This window comes from Varibaculum cambriense, assembly GCF_032557235.1.
GTDB lineage: Bacteria > Actinomycetota > Actinomycetes > Actinomycetales > Actinomycetaceae > Varibaculum > Varibaculum cambriense_C.
This window is the reverse complement of the sequence record NZ_JAWGMB010000001.1, coordinates 330,381-352,101: the sequence shown is the minus strand read 5'-3', so window position 1 is coordinate 352,101 and position 21,721 is coordinate 330,381. Positions and strand designations below refer to the sequence as shown.

The following is a 21,721-nucleotide window of genomic DNA, read 5'->3' as shown; positions in this document are numbered from 1 at the left end:
TTCTGCGCCTTTCATGCCAACTCCTCCTCGGAGAGTTGGGACAGCGCAATTTCTCGATAAATCTTTGAGGAATCCATTAGCGACTCATGTGTTCCCCGCTCCACGATTTTGCCGTGATCGATTACTAGAATCTGGTCAGCTTCTCGCACAGTAGCGATCCGCTGCGCCACAATGATCTGGGTTTTCCCGTTTGCTTTCGCCGATAATTGCCCGCGAACATCCCGGTCAGTGGCATAGTCGAGGGCGCTAAAAGTATCGTCGAAAATCAAGATTTGCGCGTCTCTGGCCACTGTCCGGGCAATCGAAATCCGTTGTTTTTGCCCGCCGGAAAAGTTCGTGCCCCCTGGGGCTACTTCCGCCGCAAACTCGCCCTCTTTATCGGCAATGAAATCGCAGGCAGCTATGTCACCAGCCTCAACAATATCGTCGGGGGTAATGGTTTTCGGACCTTTTCCAAAAGCAATATTGGAAGCGATAGTGCCGGTGAATAGCGTGATTTTTTGGGGTGAATATGCGATTTGGTTACGCAGTTCTAGCAAAGGTAATTCCCGTACGTCCTTGCCGTTAATCAAAACCTGCCCTTCTCGAGGATCATAAACCCGGGGAATCAGGTTCACCAGTGAGGTTTTCCCGCTGCCGGTGGCTCCAATGAGGGCTACGGTTTGCCCGCGAGCAATCTTCAGATTTATCTGATGGAGGGCGTCGTCTTCGGCTCCGGGGTAGCGGAATGAAACATCTCTAAACTCAATCGCCGGTTCCTGTAGGTCTGAGCGGGTTTCTTTCTCGAGGACGCGGGCGGATTTATCGGCGGTAGCGGCCGATTCAACTAGGGAAGGTTCGCAATCTAGCACTTCCCGGATACGGCGATTAGCAACGATTGCTCTGGGCGCGAAGACGAATACCATTGCCATCATCAAGAATCCGCCAATTGCCTGGGTAGCATACCCCGAAAATACCATCATCTGCGAAAACAGGGTTATTTTTTCCACGCCGGCAGCTGCGGAAATCATAAAAGCACCCAGAACATAGATCGCCAGGTTAAGCCCGGATATCACCGTGTTCATCACCGGCATCATGAAGGAAAAAGTTCCGGATACCATCAGGTGCGTGTTGGTTAGTTCGGTGTTGGTGGCTTCAAAACGCTGCTCGTGAAAATCTTGGGAGCCGTAGGCACGGATAACCCGCACCCCCTCCATGTGTTCGCGGGTTACTCGGTTCAGGTCGTCAGTGATCCGCTGCATCCGCATCATCCGCGGCATCACGATTCGCCAAATGATGAAAATCATGACCAGCAGTATCAACGCCGCAACCCCGGTAGCGGCGGTCCAAGTCAGGTTCTTCCCGGCGATTTTTACGATTGCCCAGATGGCAAGGATGGGGGCTTTCACCATCATTTGACACCCCATAACCACAAACATTTGCAGCTGAGTGACATCATTTGTGGAGCGGGTAATTAGTGAGGGCGCGCCGAAACGGTCAAAGTCTGCTTGGGGAAGGGAAATCGCTTTGGTAAATACTGCTTGCCGTAGATTGCGGGCGACGGTGGCACCGATCATGGCCATGCAATAACCGGTGACTATGGCTGCCACCATGGATCCGGCGGCGCAGCCGAGCATTTTTGCGCCTTCAGATAGCACCCCGCTGACGGTAGCACCTGGTTTCACAATCATTTCGGTGATGGTTTGCATGAAATCAATCAGGCGCAAATCTAAGAAAACCTGGCAAATAATGGTGATAATCGCCAGCGCGCTGAGCAGCCATTCTTTTTTACCCAGGTGCCGCAGTACGGTCATTATCTAGCACCCCCTTCCTTTTGGGTATTAACCCCTTCTTTTAGATTAGCTTCTTTATAAAAAGGCGGTGCAGGGAAGAATTTCCCTGCACCGCCTTTTTAAAGTAAAAGACTAACTAGCCTTACTTCAGAGTGACAGAAGCACCCGCGCCTTCCAGATCAGCCTTGGCCTTTTCAGCGTCTTCTTTGGAAGCGCCTTCCAGGATGGTGGTCGGAGCGGAGTCAACCTTCTCCTTGGCTTCTTTCAGAGCCAGTCCGGGCTGTAGCGCGCGCAGAGCCTTGATTACAGCGATCTTCTTGTCGCCAGCGGCTTCGAGTACTACGTCGAATTCGGTCTTTTCTTCGGCTGCTTCTTCGCCACCGGCAGCACCGGGGGCAGCAACAGCGACAGCTGCGGGAGCCGCAGCCTCTACGTCGAAGACGTCCTCGAATTCCTTAACGAATTCGGACAGTTCCAGCAGAGTCATTTCTTTGAAAGCATCAATTAGCTCTTCTTTGCTGAGCTTAGCCATATTGGCATTCCTTTCTTTTTGCCCACGCGAGGCAGATTTTTTCTTGTCGATCTATGCGGCCTTGCTAAGCCGCTTTTTCCTGCTTTTCGCGCAGGGCGTCCACGGTGCGAACCGCCTTGGAGGCGGGCGCCTTGAACATAAAGGCAGCCTGTACCAGTTTGCCTTCCATTGCTCCGGCCAGTTTGGCCAGCGTTGTTTCGCGATTGTCCAGTTCAGCGAGTTTCTTGACTTCATCTGCAGACAAGAAATTCCCGTCGAGGACACCGCCTCTAATAACCAACTGCTCGTTATCCTTGGCGAAGTCGCGCAGCACTTTGGCCGCATCCACGGCCTCTCCGGTTACGAACGCGATTGCGGTCGGGCCGGTTAGCTCCTCGCCCAGGAAGTCAATTCCCTGGTTCTTGGCGGCAATCCTGGCCAGCGTGTTCTTCGTGACGGAATATGTAGCCGTTCCTGCCAGGTTTTTGCGCAGCTCCGTCATCTGAGCCACGGTCAACCCGCGGTATTCGGTGAGCAGCAGGGCCGATGCGGAGCTGATTTTTTCTTCCAGCTGAGCGATCATGGCTTGCTTATCAGCTTTCGCCATTAGGCCCTCCTTCCGTTTATCCGTGCCGGGGGCCAGAACAAGAAAACCCCGTGCAGATTGCACGGGGCGAAAATAAACCTACCGATCCTAGCTGTTCCCTTCCCTGGGGGAAGGACGTCCTCTTTTACGAGGAAGGGCAACTATTTTCGATACGTTACGCATCGTTCAACCTACACAGGCTTCCGATCTGGAACTTAAACCCACTGGTGTGGGCACCGGCGATCTTGGGCAATAGCTAATTTAACAGCCCCTTTGTTCTCCGGTCAAAGCGGAAAGGCAGGATATGCCCCTTTTGTGGGTTATTTAACGCGCGCAGGTTAGTTCACGAGAGCACTATCTCTCCACAGTCGCTGCTAGAGTGCCCTTCTCCCTCCAATCCTCAATCTAGCAAGCTCTCAACTCAACTCTCATGTAGCTCTCAACTATAGAGAGTTAAAGTTGAGAGTTGAGTTGAGAGTTAGTGGAGACTTCAGCCGACAAGACAGCTTCTACGCTACCCTGCCGACTATCGCAACTTGAGTGCCACAACAGTTACAAAGAACTTGCCTCCAGGCAGCGAACTCTCCTCAAAAAAGCAGTATGTGCGTAACCTCACAAATAGGCTTTCACGTCCTAGGATGAAAGCCCTATAGCTAAAATATGGCGAAAACCAAAATATTGATTTTGCACCAAGAGTTTAATGGTTATAGCCTACTTTCACGCTTCGCTGGAAAGATAAATTTTTATTTTCCTCCTAGTCGTTTAGTCCCAGATTTTGTAACCATTACGTATTACAGGAGTTCCTCTATGGGTATGCGCAAACGCAATAAGAATACAGGTGAAGTAATTCCCAAAGCTAGCCCCCAGGTCACTGAGCTAACTGCTAGCAAACCTTATGTGCCCGAAAGTAAAAAACCAAAGAAAGATAACACTCACTGGCTATACATCGGTGTCATCATAGCCGTCATCGCCGGGATTATTTTCGGAATAGCTGCCCCCGATGTAGCCAAAGAATTCAAGGTTGTCGGCACCACCTTCGTCCGGCTCATCACCATGATGATCGTGCCCGTAATCTTTTGTACGATTGTGCTCGGAATCGGCTCGGTACGCGCCGCAGCCTCGGTAGGAAAAGCTGGCGGAATCGCCCTAGCCTACTTCCTAACTATGTCCACATTTGCTCTAGGCATCGGCTTAGTAGTAGGAAACATAATCCAGCCCGGTAGCGACCTAAATATTGAAGCCACAAAAGATGCCGCAGCCCAGTTCACTTCCGGCAACAAACAAGAAGGAGACGGGATCATTGGCTTCATCCAATCGATTATTCCTGACACCTTCTTCTCTTCTCTCACCTCCGGCTCGGTACTGCAAACTCTGTTTATCGCCCTCTTAGTAGGATTCGCCGTACAAAGCCTAGGCAAAACCGGGGACGGAATCCTGCGCGCTGTCTCCGCCATCCAAAAACTGGTGTTCAAAGTGCTCTACATGGTTCTGTGGCTAGCTCCCATCGGTGCTTTTGGCGCTATGGCGGGAGTAGTCGGTTCTACCGGCGCCAAAGCGGTAGGCCAAATGCTGCTACTGATGGTGGCGTTCTATATCACCTGTATCTTGTTCATTTGCGTGGTACTAGGTTCCGTGCTGGCGATATTTACTCGCTTCAACATCTTTAAACTTATGAAATACCTGGCAAAAGAATACCTGCTGATTGTAGCGACTTCCTCCTCCGAATCCGCGCTACCAAACCTGATGCGGAAAATGGAACACCTGGGGATCCACAAAATCACGGTGGGGATTGTGGTTCCTACCGGCTATTCTTTCAACCTAGACGGAACCGCTATCTATCTGACTATGTCGGCCATCTTTATCTCCGATGCCATGAACAAGCCCATGGGATTGGGTGAACAAATCGGCTTGTTGATCTTCATGATGATTGCTTCTAAGGGGGCCGCTGGGGTTTCTGGAGCCGGGATCGCCACTTTAGCTGCAGGTTTACAATCCCACCGTCCGGAGCTCCTAGACGGTGTAGGAGTGATCGTCGGTATTGACCGCTTCATGTCAGAAGCTCGCGCCCTCACCAACTTCACCGGGAACGCAGTTGCTACCCTATTGGTTGCCACCTGGACAAAGACCATTGATCGCCAGCGCGTTCACGATGTGCTAAACGGGAAAATACCTTACAACCCCCAGGAAGACGACACTGATATTGATCTAAAGAACCCCTCGGTAGAAATCAATAGCAACCTGCCACACACTCCCCAGCCAGATGTGGTTGCAATCGAAAAGTTGGCTTCCCAAGAGTAAGCCACTGCCAATAAATAAAAAGAAAACGGTTTCACCGCCGTCCCCTAGAGCAACGCTTACGCTCGCTCAGATTGGGATCCCTCCTTGGGCGGTGAATCCCCGGTACAGCTCTCAGCTAGGCTCTCGAGGGGAGACTCTTTTGGAGTTTCCAACTCACGAGCCTAGCTGAGAGCTTATTATTTAATATCTAGATATAAACCCTGGTGAACCCCTGGGCATTAATCGCATTGGAGTGTAGATAGTCAGGCAAGGCATACCAGAAAAACGTGCCCAGAGTATTAAAGGTTCCGCTCCCCAAAGCGCGTTCTACAGTTGATTGTTCCCGGGATTTCTATTTTAGCTTTGTAAACACTAATTTGCTCACTACAACCCCCTAGCTTTTTACCTAGACGGAACCCGAGAATATAACGAAATGAAAGAAATGAGTAAACATAATACTGGCTAACTACCCCTTAGGGGCAGATGGTGCGGGATGCGGTCTCGCCGATTTCACTTATAGGACGAGCTTGCCCCGGCAAGGCTTCGGCAAGCCAACGGTGAATGCCGAACCACACCTCTTGCCGCACATCGGGGAAAGATAAGAATAGATCGTGTTTTCCGGGGTAACGTTCCATGGTCACGCGACGGGAGAGCCGCCAGGCATTGGCGCACATGGTTTGGACGTTTAGCACCGAATCAGTAAACATCATTTCCCGTTTACGTTTCCCGCTGGAAGAAGCGGTAGAAGTCAAGAAATAGGTAGGCACCTGCGTAGGTTCACCCGATAAAAGCCGCTTTTGCGCGACAGTAATCGCCCGTACCCAGCCAAAACGTACTAGCGCATCCGGAGTACCTTTCCAACTTGAAACCAGTGGCCACCCCTGCAGGGAGGGATCTTGCAGCCAGGGTTCCAGGCGTTTAGGCAGTGTACCGTCAACCTTACTATCCCAACCCATCAAAGAATCTACGTAAGCGGAGTCCGCTGACTGCAGTGGAACCTCTTTCTTGGCTGCCCGCCGGGAAAATAGTTCTGCGAGGGCGCGCGCCCCGAAACGCTGGGAAGTTCCCCCCGCCATTTCAATCCAGGGGGAATCAAGCAGCAGTCCTGCCACTTGATCCCGATGTCGGTTCACCCAATAGGCCGCCGTCAGACCCCCGGTAGAATGACCGGCCAACACTAGCGGCAACCCCGGATGTTCCTCTCGCATAACCTCTAGGGCGGCGCAAATGTCCAGATCATAAGATAGCAGGTCTTCGGTCCAGCCAAATGTCTGCCATTGACGCCAAGATCGCCCATATTTGCAGAGGTCAATTGCGTAAAATGCGCCGCCCGCTAAAGAAATATGGCGAGCCAGCTCCCGTTGGAAAAAGTAATCATTCCAACCGTGAATGAACAGACAGGTAAAGGCAGGCTCTTCGGGGCTATTTGAGATCGCCCAGGGATCATCCTGGGGAAGGTGACGCACCAAAGTAGCGCACAGTTCTCCCTCGTCATCACGGGGTAGCTCCAGGGTACGAGCCTCAAATCCCGGCCCTAAAATATCGGGCACCCACCGACCTACCGGTGCGGGCATCGCCGCCGGCTCGGTCGGTAAAGACGCGGCAGATGAACTCCCTTTCCCCATTATCGTCTCCTAGTGACCGTGTTTCCGCTCGCGGGACGCCGCATGGCGTTCTATCTCCGCGTTAACTTCCGCAATAGCTTCTGCCAAAGTGGGACCCTCCAGGTTTCCAATCCGGAATGCCTCCCAGGCATCCAGTTCACTATTTCCCCCGACCTGCTCAAACACTGCCTGAACTTGATCGGTAAGCTGGCCGTCCCCCGGATCAATCACTCCCTCTTCCTTCAGAAGAGCTTCGCAAATCCGTCCTCGATCATCTGACCACAGTAACACTGCGTCTTGACCAACCAGTGACGAAATAGAACGCAATCCTGCGGCATCTTTTTGCAACAACTGAGGTGTGGAACTCGCGGCAGCATCTGCCTCCTTAGCTGTTTCGGCTAAAGCTTCTGGAGCTACACCCCCATCTTCTCCCGCCGAAACTTCCGCTTCTACGCTCGCTTCTTCCTGAGGATTATCCTCCTGAGGTTCCACGTTTCCCACGTTTTCTACCGACTCTTCGCCTTCAATAGCTTCTACTTCCGGGTCACCAGTCGGTACTTCTTCGGAAACCTCTGTCGCAGCAGGCGGCGCGGGAGGTGCAGGTGGCACCGGAGAAACTTGCTCCTCCTGCGGAGCGGACTCTTCATCTACATGCCAAGAAATCTGCGGAGCCGGAGCCCGATGCCCTCCGATTTGCGGGCGTGAATAATTAATGGAACTGGAGGTAACCTGCGATACTTCTAAGAAACGACGGCCATTAGACATCTGGCGGGCAGAAATTTGGTGAATCTCAATTCCGGAAGCAAACAGCACCCCCAGCGCAGAGTAACACCCCTCATCAATTTCCCCCACTACCAGGAATAATCGCGGTCCCGGTTGAGTGGTAGGCGGCATAGCTTCCCGAAACTCTGCCCAACCGGTTTGAAAAGCTTGTACTCCCCCAGGATATTGACTGGCTAAATCCATCCATCCTTGCCCGGAGACCTGTCCGAGGCGAGAAATTGCGGCCACCAGGCTCACTGGATCGAGACGGGAAAGCACTTCAACCGAAACTACCTGTCCCGAAGCATCCAGAGCAGTTAAAGAATGCGGGCCGGTTCCCGATTCCCCGCTGTCCCCTGCCCAAGCGACCGGGAAAAGGGGGCGGTCAATTACCTCCAACACCTGCGAGCGAATAGACTCGAGCACATCCATCTCTAATCCATGCCCTACCGGGGTGCCAAACTGTGCCGGTATTAGGCGGCCAGATTCCAGTTCAAAAAGTGCCATCGATTCACCGCTCCCTGCTTTTCTTAAGGATGTTTACTCCATTGTGTCACGGATATCCTTCAGGGCGCCGGTTTTAGCGCCCATGGCGCTGTTAACAACTATTTTTTCCTGAAGGTATCCGCATTAGCTAGCAATTCCGCTAAATGTACTCCGTCTCGGCCAGCTAAAGTTTCTGCTTGGGTGCGGCAAGAAAACCCATCCGCCAAGAAAACAGCGTCCGGGTTGCCTTTTAACTGGGGTAGGAGGGCGTGCTCGGCTACCGCTAACGACATTTGGTGATGGGCGGCTTCCATCCCGAAGTTCCCGGCCATGCCGCAGCAACCTTGCAGTTCCACCAACTTGGCGCCAGTTTTCTCCAGTAAAGCACGATCGGCTTCCCAGCCCATCACTGAATAGTGGTGACAGTGCGGTTGAGCGACTACTTTCACCCCGGTGAGGTCAGGTAAGCACAAGTCGGGACAGTTCTCGTTGATAAATTCGGCGAGGGTAAAGGTTGCTTCACTAACCATTAGGGCGCGCGGGTCAGCTGGGAGGAGTTCTAACAGGTCGTCTCTAAGCACCGCGGTGCATGAGGGCTCGATTCCCACAATCGGGATACCGTTGGCAGCTGGCGGCGCCAGGCGAGCCAATAATTTTTCGAGGTGTCGCCTGGCTCCTTTAAGTTGCCCGGTGGTAATCCAGGTCAGCCCGCAGCAAGTATCTGGCGGAGCCAAAAACACCTGCCATCCTGCCCGGCTCAGCAACTGAATAGCGGCTTTGACTCCGCGTTGATCCAGTCCCCGCGAAAAAGAATCCGCCCAAATCACCACAGATTTGGAGGCTGAAAGCGCCGCCTGGTGGGTTCTTTTTCCGGCTTTATCTGCATTTTCTTTATCCGCTATTACTCCGGACTTTCCGAAAAAACCTTGTCCCCAGGGGGAAATCTCTGATGCTTTCGGCCATAGTTGGCGGTTCGGATATTGGCTTTCTAAAGAGTGAGTCGCGAAAGGAGGAAGCGCACGCTCCGTATCCAAGTGAAGCAGCTTAAGCACCGCCTGGGTTAGCGGGCGAATCTTGGTAGCCAAATTAGCCAGTTGCGCTGCTCCCGGTATTCTTGCCATTAGCCGCAGCCACCGCGGTAACCATCCCAGGGCATAATGGGAGAGCGGACGCGGCCGTCCCCGGTAGCGCCGGAATAGGGTTTCGCTTCGCCACTTTGCCATATCTACCCCGGCAGGACAATCCGCAGAACAGGCCTTACATGCGAGACATAAATCAAGCACCTGCCAGATTTCGGGGTCTGACAATCCGTGAATTAGCCCCCCGTTGGTGGCTTCTTGCAGGATACGCGCCCGGGCGCGAGTCGCATCCTGCTCACGCCGGCTTGCTTGGAAAGACGGACACATGAATCCGCCCGCCCCGCTGTTATCGGCGCGACATTTTCCCACCCCGGTGCAGCGATGGAAAGCATCGGTAAGGCTACCGGCGTCCTCGGAAAAAGCAAAGCCTTCTGGGCGGGCTTTAAGGGCGTGCGCTTGGGTACGCCGCACGTTTACTTCCACCCCATCCGGACCTGCCGGTCCAGTCAGCACCCCGGGATTCATCAAGTTCTCAGGATCAAATAAGGTTTTTACCTGCGCAAATAAGTCTACTGCCCGCGAGGAATACATTTTTGGTAGTAGCTCAGAGCGGGCTCTACCGTCCCCATGTTCCCCGGAGATAGAACCACCGTATTTTCCAACTATCTGCGCGGCGGCAAATAAGAATTCTCGCGATTTACCTAGTCCGGTAGCGCTGCCCAGTGGCATATTGAGCCGTACATGTACGCATCCGTCCCCAAAATGCCCATACAGCAGTCCGTCCAACCCGAACTTTTCTAGCAGCTTTTGGAAATCCTGCAGATAGGGGGCCAAATTTTCCGGTGGTACCGCCGCGTCTTCCCAACCTGGCCAGGCCTGGTCTCCTTTGGGGGTGCGTCCTCCCAGTCCCGCTCCATCTGCGCGAATCCGCCAAAGAGCAGCTGCATCAGCCCCGGGAGGATAAATCATGACTGCCTCTCCGCTGGCTCCAGAAGCATCCGCGAGTTGGCGTGCCCGTTGCAAAGCGGCGTCCTCATCTACGCCTTCCCCGCCGACCTCGCATAGCAGCCAACCGCTACCTTGGGGCAAATCTGGGACTGCACCTGGGCCTTTATGCTGGCGCACTACTTCCACTAGCCGAGCATCCATTCCCTCCACTGCCAGGGGCTTTAAGGGGAGGATTTTAGGTACGGCAGCGGCAGCGGCAATCATATCTGGGAAACCTAGCGCCACCAGGACTGGGGCTTTAGGAAGCGGGACGAGGCGCACGGTTGCCTGAGTGAGCACCCCCAAAGTGCCCTCGGTTCCGGTCAGGAAAGGGGCGAGGGCGCAGCCGTTTTCTGGTAGCAGATGCTCCAGGGAATAACCGGATACTTGTCGTCCAAAGCGTCCAAATTCGGTGCGGATAGTAGCTAGATTTGCTGCTACCAGGGATTTTAAACCGGGGATTTGTTTGATTTGCTCGCTGCAGGAGGACGAATCTTGCAGGGAAGCTGACCCGGTATTTTGCGGGGCCTGTCCAGCGATAATCTCGCGTCCTAACCCATCGATCAGCCGCAGCTCCAAAACGTTATCGGAGGTGCGCCCATAGGCGGTGGCGTGCGGCCCGCAAGCATTGTTACCGATCATGCCGCCGATGGTGCAGCGAGAAGAGGTTGAAGGATCGGGGCCGAATCGTAAGCCGTATTCCGCGGCCGCCTGCTGTAACTGGGATTGCACTACCCCTGGTTCGACGATGGCGTAACGCTTTTCGGCATCAATTTTTATGATTCGATTCAGGTGGCGCGAGTAATCAATTACTACTCCGGGGCCAATGGCATTTCCCGCACACGAGGTACCCGCTCCCCGCGCAGTCACTGGTACCCGACATTCCCGGGCTACCCGCAGCAATACCCGCAGGTCATCTTGATCTAATGGGCAGGCAATAAGTTTGGGAGGTATCCGATAGTTAGAGGAATCCGTGGCGTAGACAGTGCGGTCAGCCCGGGAATCTAGAAGTTCTCCGCGAAATTTTTCGCGCAAGATAGAGCGAAATCTATGGTAGCCACCTGCCTTGGTATCCATATTCCACCTTCCTCACTTTTATGCTTAATCTTAGCTGGTAGCCCCTGTGGCCTTAGACCTAAATCCATTCTCGTGCGCATGGCGGGATTGGGAGTGATAAGGAGCCGGTCGCTTCGGTTATTAATCAAACTCCTTGCGGTGGTTGCGACAAACCACCTAATTGTTGCGATAGATTTTTAAAAACAGAGCGTTACAACTCCCCTCCTGCTAGGAAATCGGGAGCGTTTACCTGAGGAACTGCGCCCGTATCCAGTTTGATCCGATCCATGGTAACGAGAGCACACTTCGACCCCGCAGGTAAGGAAGCAAAAGGACGCAACTCCCGCTGCAAAGTCTGGGTATCTAGCGCTGTCAAAGCCACTTGAAGATAGCAGGTTTCTTCGCCTCGCTGGGCACGGAAATCAATCTGGCCTTTGCTAGTTTCCGCGGTACTCACCTGGTAACCGCGACGAATCAGTTCCAGAAAGACCATATTTTCCAGGTCATGTCCAGTATTGGAGGGTTTATTTCCCAACAACACATCTCGCAATCCCGGATCAACAAAGTAGTATTTTCCGTTACTGCGCAGCCACTGCTTACCGCGCGTGCGGTAACGCCGGCAGGGATAACACATATGGGCACTGACCATGAGTTCAAGAAACCGGTCAATAGTTTGCGGAGAAATTTTTACGCCGTGCTCACCTAAAGTTGCAGAAATATTTCCCGGTGAAACCGCAGAACCCGCGGTATCGAAAATAAAACGCGCAACTTTGACGAATGCTTCGGTATCGCGCAGTTGCCCCCGACGGGCTATGTCTCGCGCAAAAATCGAATCAAACACACTGTTCATCGCTTGTTTCCGCACCTGCGAATTATGCATGAGTGCCACCGCTGGCAAAGTGCCATACATCCACTGCGCGTACGATTTTTCGTTGGGAACCTCTGCAGAGACCCTCATGAACTGGCGATACTCTTGCAATGAAAGTGGCATCACATCCAAGGCGATATAGCGACCGGCCAAATAGGTGAGTCCCTCTCCAGCAAAAAGGGAAGCATTCGAACCGGTAACAGTAATTCGTAAAGAGTATTTTTCACGCAACGAGTTCAAAACCCGTGCCCAATCTGTAAGTTCTTGAACCTCATCTACATGCAGATAAGCGATTTGATGCTCCTCAACTGCCCGCACTACTGCCTCGTGAAACTCCTGAGGATTACGCAAGTTATCACGCGAAAGATCTTCGAAGTTCACACTCATAATCTGGGTGCGGGGTACCCCCAATTCCAGCAGATGATTTTCATACAGATGCAGCAAAGTGGATTTGCCGCAGCGTCGTACCCCTGTAAGGATTCGCACCATGTCGCGAGCGGATGTTTCTGCGTCGATAGCTATTAGCTGCCGGAGATACAAATCCCGAGGAAACAGTACATTCATATTTATAAAGTATACTTCATTTTATACACCCTGTGTAGGGTTTTTAAAGTACACTTAATTTATTATATAAACTATCAACCTTTTTGAACTATAGCTTAAATACGTTTACACAGTCCCTAAGTGTCAGAAATAATTATTTCTGACACTTAGGGTAGTTAAGGCTGACACTTAGAGTATCTTCCCAGGTAGACGCCGTCCGGAAGTGTCAGCCAGAGTTATGGCCTATTAAAGCGGGCGCAGAATTCTGGTCACCTGCAAGGCGTTAGAGAGTAAGGACTAGCGGAGCTACTGGAGGACAACAGGGATTGTAGGACTAATGCCGGAAAATGAAGGGAGCCGGCGGGAAAATCCCGCCGACTCCCAGGGGTGTTCTCGAAATAGCTTATGAACTAGACCAGTGAGCGAGCGAAAGCCTCCAAGCTAATACCAAGGATCAGCAGTTATCGCTGGCTCAAGCAATCAACCTGTCCGGTTCCCTCCCCTTACAGGGAACCGGACAGGTGCGTTTAGCGTCCTAACTAGGCAGTAGCGTCCTCTCCGGATCCTTCAATGTTCTCCAAAGCCACCACGCGACCAGCCTCCAGGCGGGCAACCGCCACCCGGAACGGCGAGCAAGACACGTAATTCAACCCGGTCTTGTGGAAGAAATGAATCGATTCTGGATCGCCACCATGCTCGCCACAAACACCCATCTTCAGCTGTGGCTTGGTAGAGCGACCGCGGCCAACCCCTTCCTTAACCAAACGACCCACACCATGAGTATCAATCGTTTCGAAAGGAGAAGTCCCAAACACGCCCTCTTCAATGTACTTAGGGAAGAACACGCCCTCACAATCATCACGAGAGAAACCCCAGGTAGTCTGAGTGAGGTCATTGGTTCCGAAGCTGAAGAAATCAGCCTCTTTAGCCATAGACTCGGCGGTAATCGCAGCGCGCGGAAGCTCGATCATACAACCAATCGGGATATCCAATTGCACGCCAGCTGACTGAGAAATCTCGTCAATAATCGCCTGAGCGCGGTCACGAATAATTCCCAGCTCCGTAATCGAGCCCACCAAAGGCACCATAATCTCCGGGCGCGGATCCAGACCCTGCTTCTTCAATTCTGCGGCAGCAGACACTAGCGCATGAATCTGCATTTCAAACAGACCCGGCATCCACATACCCAAACGCACCCCACGCAAACCGAGCATCGGGTTAGCTTCATGCATCTTCCGGACTGCAGTGAGCATCCGTTGATCATCCGGGTTTACCTTGCCTTCAGCTTTTTGCAGGGCAACTTTGACCTCTAGACCAGTCAAATCTGGCAGGAATTCGTGCAGCGGAGGATCAATCAAACGAACCGTCATCGGCTTGCCATCCATAACTTGCAGCATTTCCACAAAATCCTGCTGCTGACGCTGACCCAACTGAGCGAGAGCGTCTTTCCGGTCATCCGAGCCCGGCTCCGAAAGGATAGCGTGTTCAACCAGAGGACGGCGATCGCCTAAGAACATATGCTCTGTACGGCACAGCCCAATCCCTTTAGCTCCAAAGTCTACCGCTAGCTTCGCGTCCTGCGGATTGTCGGCATTGGCGCGCACCTGCAACCGGGCACGTTTATCAGCCAGTTCCATCATCCGGTCTACGCAACGCACCAAATCTTGCAAATCGGCATCGTTGTCACAAGCTTCAAGACCCGCTGTTAGACCGCTCTCCAAATAAGTAGTTACTGGGGAGTCCTGAACTGGAACCGCACCCTCGAACACTTCACCGGTTCCACCATCAATCGCGATCATATCGCCTTCGTGGAAAGTCTTGCCGTCAACGGTCAAAGTCCCGGCTTCTGCATCAATCTCTAGAGCTTCCGCGCCACACACACAGGTCTTGCCCATACCTCGCGCCACTACCGCGGCGTGGGAAGTCTTACCGCCACGCGCCGTAAGCACGCCCTCGGCAGCGACCATACCCGCCAAATCGTCAGGATTCGTTTCCCGCCGCACCAAAATACAGGATTTACCGGCATTCTTTGCAGCCTCAGCCTGCTCGTTATTAAAAGCAATTCCACCCACAGCAGCCCCGGGAGAAGCCGGCATACCGCGAGTTAGTCTTACCCGCACGGCATCATTATCAAACTGGGGGAACATCAACTGGGTGAGCTGTTCACCGGTGACGCGCTCTAGCATCTGATCCTTGGTGATTAGACGTTCCTCGTTTAGCTGAACCGCAATCCGGAAAGCAGCAGCTGCTGTCCGCTTACCCACGCGGGTCTGCAGCATCCACAGCTTGCCTTTCTCGATGGTGTACTCGATATCGCACATATCCTGGTAGTGGGTTTCCAGTTTGCGCATAATCTTGATTAGCTGATCGTAAACTGGCTCATTTACCGTCTTGAGGTGCGAAAGAGGCTCGGTGTTCCGGATACCGGCAACCACGTCCTCGCCCTGCGCGTTCATCAAGAAATCACCGTAAACACCTGATTTGCCAGTTGAGGGATCCCGCGTAAAGGCCACGCCGGTTCCGGAATCATCACCCATATTCCCAAAGACCATGGTGCAGATATTCACCGCTGTCCCCAGCGAATTCGGAATCCGTTCGCGGCGACGATAAATCGCTGCCCGCTCGGTATTCCAAGACCTAAATACGGCTTCAATCGCCATATCCATTTGGGTGCGAGGATCTTGCGGGAAATCATTCCCGGTCTGTTCTTTAACGATCTGTTTGAACTGTGCCGTCAAATCTTGCAGGTTTTCGGCAGTCAAATCCACATCGGCCTGCGCGCCAACTTTTTCTTTCATGGAATCAAGCGCATCGGCAAATAAATCGCCGTCAATATCTAGAACGGTCTTGCCAAACATTTGCACCAGGCGGCGGTAAGAATCCCAAGCGAAGCGATCCGAACCTGACATTTTTGCCAGACCAGCTACCGAACGGTCATTCAGCCCTACATTGAGGACGGTTTCCATCATGCCCGGCATCGAGAACTTCGCACCCGAACGCACGGACACCAGCAGCGGTTCCTCTTCATCCCCCAAGGTACGCCCGATCTGATCTTCCACCCCACGCAAAGCCTTGGTTACTTCCGGAACCAAGCTTTCGGGAACCTCGTTATGTTTGAGGTATGCCCGGCAAGCATCGGTAGTAATCGTAAAACCAGGGGGAACGGGCAAACCCAGATTGGTCATCTCCGCCAGGTTGGCACCCTTGCCACCCAGTAGATCCTTCATATCCTTGTTGCCCTCGGCGAACGTGTAAACATATTTTGCCATAGGTTAATGGCCTCCATATTGAATTTAGACTGCGCTAAAAAGCGATACTTCCGTACCTAATCCTAACAGGTGGAAGCTAGATCTTAGGCCTTGAGTCCCTAAACTGAAACCAAGGCTACTGTACCTGCTGGAAACACACCGGCAACAGACAGAGTTTTCTGCATTTGTCACCGGCACTGTGCTAGTCATCCCTCACCAATGACCACATCCACAGCGAGGCAGTAAAACTGACTCCGGGTATCGCCTAAACTATTGAATGTGTCAGAGTATCCCCCTAGGAGACAGCGCCTGCAGTCTCGAGCCAACCGCGCCCGTCGGCGCTCGGACTGGAATTTGCTTATTCGCGCCTCCTCGCTCGCGATTGCGCTGACTATCACCTTTATTCTGATCATTTCCGCAATGCCACGAGCCCCTAAGGCACCGGAGGCAGTCCAGACCGCGCCCACTTTACATTGGACCGCAGTTCCGCGGGTTAATCCCAAACAGCAAGCAAAAGAGCCACCGATCGCCTTGCAGGTAAAAGGAGATTTACCGGGGGGAGAAACTTCCAAAGACGTGCCCCCTTCGGCTTCGGGAAACACATCGGTAGTACCTGGAACCTGGCAAGGACGCGGCACCGGCAAAGTCTACTTTTATCGGGTGGAAGTAGAAAACGGGCTACCCATCAACGGTGAAACGGCTGCAAAAAGTATTCACGCTATCTTGAACGATCCCCGCGGATGGGGCGGAAAACAGGGGGAAATCTCGTTTACCCGCACCGATGGGCAGGCTGATTTTCGGATAGTTATCGCCAGCCCCGCCCTGACCGACCGGCTGTGTGCCCCCCTAACCACCAACGGGGTTTCCAACTGTCGCAATGGCGATAATGTGGTACTCAATGCCCACCGGTGGATTGGAGGCGCAAAAATGTGGTTCCAAAAAGGGAAAACCATCACCGATTACCGAATCTACGAGGTTTCCCACGAAACCGGGCATTGGCTTGGACACGGACATCTGTTCTGCCCCCAGCGGGGGGGCTTAGCTCCGGTAATGCAACAGCAAAGCTCAGATGGCGGAGAAAACCTGGGATGTATTCCCAATGGCTGGGCAAATCCCTAAACCCCCTGGTAACAACTTATTTTCAGTTCGTTTTCAGGACTACTTCAGGGCGAAGTGAGACAATCGCCGCATGAGTGTTTTACTGACGATCGGTTTTGTTCTCTGTGGCGCAGCGCTAGTATTCCTGGTGGCTCGCAGTGTAAGAGGTCTAAATGCCCGCGACCGCGCCCGCAAATCTCATTTCGAACAGGAAATCGGCAGCGTAGATAATCTGCTGGCTTCCTCACTAGCCGATCGCGATAAGCTACGCCAGATGCGTGATCAAGGACGCCTGCAACGCTGGGACGCGATCCGGGACGTGATGCGCCAAGAGGGCGTACCCGAGGACGTTGCCACCGAATTTATTGACCGCCTCTAACGCTCTCTTATTTTCAGGTTTCGAGGACGGCTCTACCCTTACCCCGGTTGTTAGCTTTGCTGGAACTCACTCGTTGGTTTTACTAGAAAATTTTCCAGTAGTTTTCTAGTAGGTTTTCCAGTAGCTCATTTCCGCAGGTAGTCCAGTCTTTTATCACCTACCTACTGGAAAGGTAATATTTTCCAGTAGCTTTACAGCAGCTAGTAATTACTATGGTTCCACCAGTCTGTTGGGCTCGGGCAAGGGCACTTATGTTCTACTTTAAATGCCAAGTTGCCCGCGGGTCGCGCGCACTTTTCCCTTGCCAAGAAACTAGTCCTAGGTCTTTCAAATCTTTCAAAGCCGCCCGCGTTGTTGGTCGGGTAAGCATCGCAAACTGAGCGATATCGCCGGTTCCTCCGGAGCCTCCGAGGGCTTTTAAAGCTGCCATAACTGCTTTTGTGCTACGCGAAAGCTCCCCCTCTACCCCTTTAAGCCGCGGCTGATACCGCAAAGTTAGGATCACATGCATAGGTTCTTGCCGGTATTCCGGGTCAGCCAATCCGGCCTCTTTCATCTGTGAAAATATACGTTTAATGCCCTCTCCCAGTTCCTGGGCATACCCCAGGTCGCAGCAAGTGCGCGCGATTCTAGGATTTATCGCATATCGGGCTATTTCTAGAGGATCTCGGGAGGCGAGCCTTCTATCTCGAAAGCTACCCGGGTTGCTAATTTCAATCCGATTATCAAATATTTCAATCCTGATCCCATCTCCTATTAGGTCATAGGCACGATGGATAACTGCATTTACCAGTCCTTCCAACCAAGCGCCCTGAGGAATAACCGGAAAATCCGCGAACTTGCCATCTTGTCCCAAGGCGCGGCGTCGAGGCATTACGCCGTCAATCCACTGTACCGCCTGTTCAACAGCCTGAGGGATGGGAAGTTCTGTTCGCTGATCAAAAACTATGTTTTGGCTCTTGCCAGTCAACCGCTCATTTCCTTGGAAACGACATACCCGGATATACGCTCCCGGGAGGAGCACAAGCGGAGAATCAGCAAATAACAGATATGCCGCATTGTTGATGTGTCCATACTTATCGCAAAGTGAACGCGAACGAAGCAGGTGCTCCTTCCCGCGAGTAGCGCCAGTAGCCTCTAAGAAGGGAGCAATATTTTTCAGGGGTAAATCATCCACCGTGAGGTCGCGGACAGGTTCAGCTTCAAATTGTCTAGCTCCTCGATCATATTCCAAACGGCGAATTTCATCCGCGCTTAGACGCAATGAACGGTCACCACGGCGAAGGTAACAGTTATGGTCAGTTCCATAATGTACTTGCCCACTAGGAGCGACCGAAAAAGCTAGTACAAATCTAGATTCTCCGCCCTGGGAGCTAGTTACTACTTCCGTAACCTCACAATCAATCGGCGGAATACAATACTGAGTACCGGGAGTCATCCGCAGTTCGTTAATATTTTTAGTTTGCCGGTTTAAATCCTGGATCTTTCGGTCTTTAACTCCCACAATGACGGTACCACCCTCAGCATTGGCGAATGCAATCAAAGTGTGAGCCAAAGTTTTTGGGGAGACTTCTATCGCTTTACGTTCAAACCACTGATCTTCGTCCCGCAAGCATAACTGTCGGGTACGCTCCTCAATATTGGAAGCAAGAATAGCGTCTATATTGTTTGGCGTCATTTCTTGAGTATATATGCCACTTCATATATTCTACTGGAAAATTTTCCAGTAATTTTCTAGTAGATTTTCCAGTAGCATATTTCCGCAGGTAGTCACTTCTTTTTCGCCTGCCTACTGGAAAGGTAATATTTTCCAGTAGCTTTCCAGTAGGCAGTCAGCGTTGTTTTGCGTCAACCGCGCTAAGGCGCTCTCCCCACTTAAGCAATACGATCAACCAAGTTGTCGGCAAACTTTTCCAGCGCCGCTTTAACTCCGTTATCTTCAAGAAATGCAATCGCTGCCTTCGCATCCTCACACCAGCAAAAAGCCAATTGCCGGGTACGTTCCAGCACCGAATGTGCCCGCAGCATTTGCACTACCTGCTCCAGTGCGGAATCGTCGCTAACCAATGTGCCTCGGCTAAGTTCCGCTAAAATCTTTTGCCCGTCCTCATCGAGAACTCCGCGCGCCGCGTCCTGCCTCAGCAACAAAATCGGCATAGTATCTACGCCCTCGCGCAAATCCGTGCCCGGAGTTTTCCCGGAATCTGCGCTATCAGAGGACAGATCAATAACGTCATCTGCCAACTGGAACGCTACCCCGATCTTTTCACCGAACTGGACTACCGCTTCCGTCACAACCTCGGGAGCCCCGGACAGCTCCGCGCCAAAGCGTGCCGACTGCGCTACCAAAGAACCAGTCTTATCCGCCAGCACCTGGATATAAAACTCCACCGGATCTTGACCGGCTTCCGAGCCGAAAGTTTCGTTCAATTGCCCGCGACATAAACGATCAAAAGTTACGGCGTGTTGCATCACTGCTTCCGGACCTAAAGTGGCAACCACTTGTGAGGCGCGAGCAAAGACTAAGTCGCCTGCCAGTACCGCACGGTTATTACCCCACACGCGTTGCACGGCGTTCACCCCGCGTCTGGTGGGAGCCGAATCCATTACGTCATCGTGGTACAAAGTAGCCAGATGGGTAAGCTCGACTACCACGCAGGCACGCAGAATTTGTTCAGAGGAAGGACGCTCACCCAGATGGGAACACAGGAGCACCAAACCGGGACGCATTCTTTTGCCACCGGCTTTCGCCAAGTGTCCGACAATATCGTCGAGCACCCCGCGGTCATCTGATAGTACCTGGCTCAGGCGCTCCTCCACCTGAGCCAGGCCATCGGAAATTTGATCTTCGAGCTCGTCGATACGCGACTGGGACAAGTTACTCACGGGATAACAATAGCGGTATTTTGTAAAATATCGAGAACTGATCCCGGGAAAATCCCCAGAAGCACTGTCAAGAGAGCACACATGCCTATAGCCACATAAGTGATCTCAGCATGGGGAGCTACCGTAGTGTTTTCTGCCACCGGATCTAGGAACATAATCTTACCCAGGCGGAAATAGTAGAAGGCAGTAATCGCAGAGGCAATCACCGCACAGATAACCAGCGCAGTTGCCCCACCTTGCACACCAGCACTAAAGGCTAGGAATTTACCCACAAACCCGGCAGTCAGTGGGATCCCGGCGAAAGACAGCAAGAAGAGCATCATACAGCCAGCCAAAACCGGGTGAGTCTTACCGAAACCAGCCCAAGCGGACATGGAGTGTTGCTCCGCAGTCGCGACCCCGTCCTCGTTACTAACGCGAACCAGGTAGATGATCGCGAAAGCTCCAATAGTAGCGATCCCATAGGTAAGCAGGTAGAACAAGACTGCCCCATTCGCGTTTAAGGCTCCCTTAGTGAAGGCAATCAAGATGAAGCCAGCATGTGCAATCGAGGAGTAGGCGAGCATCCGTTTGATGTTATCTTGCACCAAACCGAAGAAGGTACCGACCGCCATGGTCAAAATGGCGACCGTCCACAAGAAGGGCTTGAAGTTGGCCTCGAACTGCACCACCACGGTAGAGAAGAAGCGCAGCATCGCTAGGAATGCCGCCGCCTTAACGCCCGCAGCCATAAAACCCGTCACCGGGGTAGGCGCACCCTGATATACATCCGGGGTCCAAGCGTGGAAAGGCGCAGCACCAATCTTGAAGAGCAAGCCCACCATCATCAGGGCGGCACCCGTCATCAGTAGCGTCGGAGAAGCTACTCGATAGGGAATAGCTAGCGCCAATTGATCCAGCAGCAGCGACCCGGAGTATCCGTATAGCAAAGACATACCCATGAGCATGAACCCCGAAGCGAATGCTCCCAGCACGAAATACTTAAGCGCAGCTTCCTGGCTGAGGAGGCGGCGGTAGCGCGCCATGGCACTCATCGCATATAAGGGCAGCGAAATAATCTCTAGTGCCACAAACAAAGTGAGCATCGAGTTTGCCATGGGGAATATCATCATTCCCCCCAGGGAGAATAGGCTGAGCGGCAGCACCTCGCTGCGCTGGTAGCCGCGTCTTTCAGTCTGTTCTTCTTGGAAAGAACCGGGAATATCCGAGGGCTGTCCAGCGAAAGCAGAAACCCGGTTGCCGGTACGATCAATCATCGGCAGCAGCGCCAGCAATCCCACAATCAGCATCAGCAGCTGGGAGAACATGGAGAATCCATCCACGATTAATTCTCCGCGCACTAGCCGCTGACCAGTTTGTAGATCGAAGGCCCCAAATGAGGGTGCAAAAGCCAGCAGGGCAACCGCAACTACAGCAATTGACCAGGCGCATTGCACGCTCCAACGCTGTTTTACGGGTACGAATGCCTCTAGCAGAATCCCGATGATTGCCCCAAAAAGCACCACCAATACCGGAGCCATTAGCGCCCAGTTAAAACCGAGCTCGCTAAAGTCATTAATCACGGTAGCGTTCATTAAGC

Annotated in this window: 14 protein-coding genes; 3 read left to right on the top strand and 11 right to left on the bottom strand. The window is 52.7% G+C overall.

All coding sequences use genetic code 11. The features are described 5' to 3' along the window. Nucleotides 1-11 precede the first annotated feature (11 nt). The 3 genes from E6072_RS01455 to rplJ all read right to left on the bottom strand — a co-directional run bounded on the left by E6072_RS01455 (nt 12) and on the right by rplJ (nt 2,890). Entirely contained in the window at nt 12-1,793 is a 1,782-nt protein-coding gene (locus E6072_RS01455) for an ABC transporter ATP-binding protein (RefSeq protein WP_316693269.1), read from the bottom strand. 121 nt (nt 1,794-1,914) lie between these two features. Next, the gene (gene rplL / locus E6072_RS01450; RefSeq protein WP_307737551.1) at nt 1,915-2,304 is read right to left on the bottom strand and encodes a 50S ribosomal protein L7/L12; all 390 of its coding nucleotides are present in this window, start codon (nt 2,302-2,304) and stop codon (nt 1,915-1,917) included. Nucleotides 2,305-2,368: 64 nt separating this feature from the next. Continuing rightward, nucleotides 2,369-2,890, bottom strand: a complete 522-nt coding sequence (rplJ, locus tag E6072_RS01445; protein WP_316693266.1) for a 50S ribosomal protein L10 — start codon at nt 2,888-2,890, stop codon at nt 2,369-2,371. Between the two features lie 786 nt (nt 2,891-3,676). Here rplJ and E6072_RS01440 point away from each other — a divergent pair. Continuing rightward, nucleotides 3,677-5,167 carry a cation:dicarboxylate symporter family transporter gene (locus tag E6072_RS01440; RefSeq protein ID WP_316693265.1) on the top strand — a complete coding sequence of 497 codons (1,491 nt, stop codon included), beginning with the start codon at nt 3,677-3,679 and terminating at the stop codon, nt 5,165-5,167. Between the two features lie 452 nt (nt 5,168-5,619). Here E6072_RS01440 and E6072_RS01435 read toward each other — a convergent pair whose 3' ends face one another. The 5 genes from E6072_RS01435 to ppdK all read right to left on the bottom strand — a co-directional run bounded on the left by E6072_RS01435 (nt 5,620) and on the right by ppdK (nt 15,800). Beyond that, complete coding sequence (locus E6072_RS01435) at nt 5,620-6,771, bottom strand: alpha/beta hydrolase (RefSeq protein ID WP_316693264.1); 1,152 nt, start codon at nt 6,769-6,771, stop codon at nt 5,620-5,622. 9 nt (nt 6,772-6,780) lie between these two features. Continuing rightward, entirely contained in the window at nt 6,781-8,019 is a 1,239-nt protein-coding gene (locus E6072_RS01430; protein WP_316693262.1) for a hypothetical protein, read from the bottom strand. A 98-nt stretch (nt 8,020-8,117) separates the two neighbouring features. After that, a complete protein-coding gene (locus tag E6072_RS01425; RefSeq protein ID WP_316693261.1) occupies nt 8,118-11,141 on the bottom strand; it encodes an FAD-binding and (Fe-S)-binding domain-containing protein in 3,024 nt (1,007 codons plus the stop codon). Between the two features lie 190 nt (nt 11,142-11,331). Further along, nucleotides 11,332-12,552 (bottom strand): ATP-binding protein, encoded by a 1,221-nt coding sequence (locus E6072_RS01420; RefSeq protein ID WP_316693260.1) that lies wholly within the window; start codon nt 12,550-12,552, stop codon nt 11,332-11,334. Between the two features lie 518 nt (nt 12,553-13,070). Next, a complete protein-coding gene (gene ppdK, locus E6072_RS01415; RefSeq protein ID WP_316693259.1) occupies nt 13,071-15,800 on the bottom strand; it encodes a pyruvate, phosphate dikinase in 2,730 nt (909 codons plus the stop codon). A gap of 258 nt (nt 15,801-16,058) precedes the next feature. Between ppdK and E6072_RS01410 the strand changes: the two genes are divergently transcribed. Both E6072_RS01410 and E6072_RS01405 read left to right on the top strand, forming a co-directional pair. Then, complete coding sequence (locus E6072_RS01410) at nt 16,059-16,898, top strand: DUF3152 domain-containing protein (protein WP_316693258.1); 840 nt, start codon at nt 16,059-16,061, stop codon at nt 16,896-16,898. A gap of 70 nt (nt 16,899-16,968) precedes the next feature. Next, complete coding sequence (locus tag E6072_RS01405; RefSeq protein ID WP_316693257.1) at nt 16,969-17,256, top strand: hypothetical protein; 288 nt, start codon at nt 16,969-16,971, stop codon at nt 17,254-17,256. A 256-nt stretch (nt 17,257-17,512) separates the two neighbouring features. Here the strand turns inward: E6072_RS01405 and E6072_RS01400 are convergent, their stop codons facing one another. The 3 genes from E6072_RS01400 to nuoN form a co-directional block, all read right to left on the bottom strand. After that, nucleotides 17,513-18,934, bottom strand: a complete 1,422-nt coding sequence (locus tag E6072_RS01400; RefSeq protein WP_316693256.1) for an ATP-binding protein — start codon at nt 18,932-18,934, stop codon at nt 17,513-17,515. 197 nt (nt 18,935-19,131) lie between these two features. Beyond that, nucleotides 19,132-20,142 (bottom strand): polyprenyl synthetase family protein, encoded by a 1,011-nt coding sequence (locus E6072_RS01395; RefSeq protein ID WP_316693255.1) that lies wholly within the window; start codon nt 20,140-20,142, stop codon nt 19,132-19,134. Further along, the gene (gene nuoN / locus E6072_RS01390; RefSeq protein WP_316693334.1) at nt 20,139-21,716 is read right to left on the bottom strand and encodes an NADH-quinone oxidoreductase subunit NuoN; all 1,578 of its coding nucleotides are present in this window, start codon (nt 21,714-21,716) and stop codon (nt 20,139-20,141) included. Before nuoN ends, E6072_RS01395 begins: the two co-directional genes overlap by 4 nt. Between the last annotated feature and the right edge of the window lie 5 nt (nt 21,717-21,721).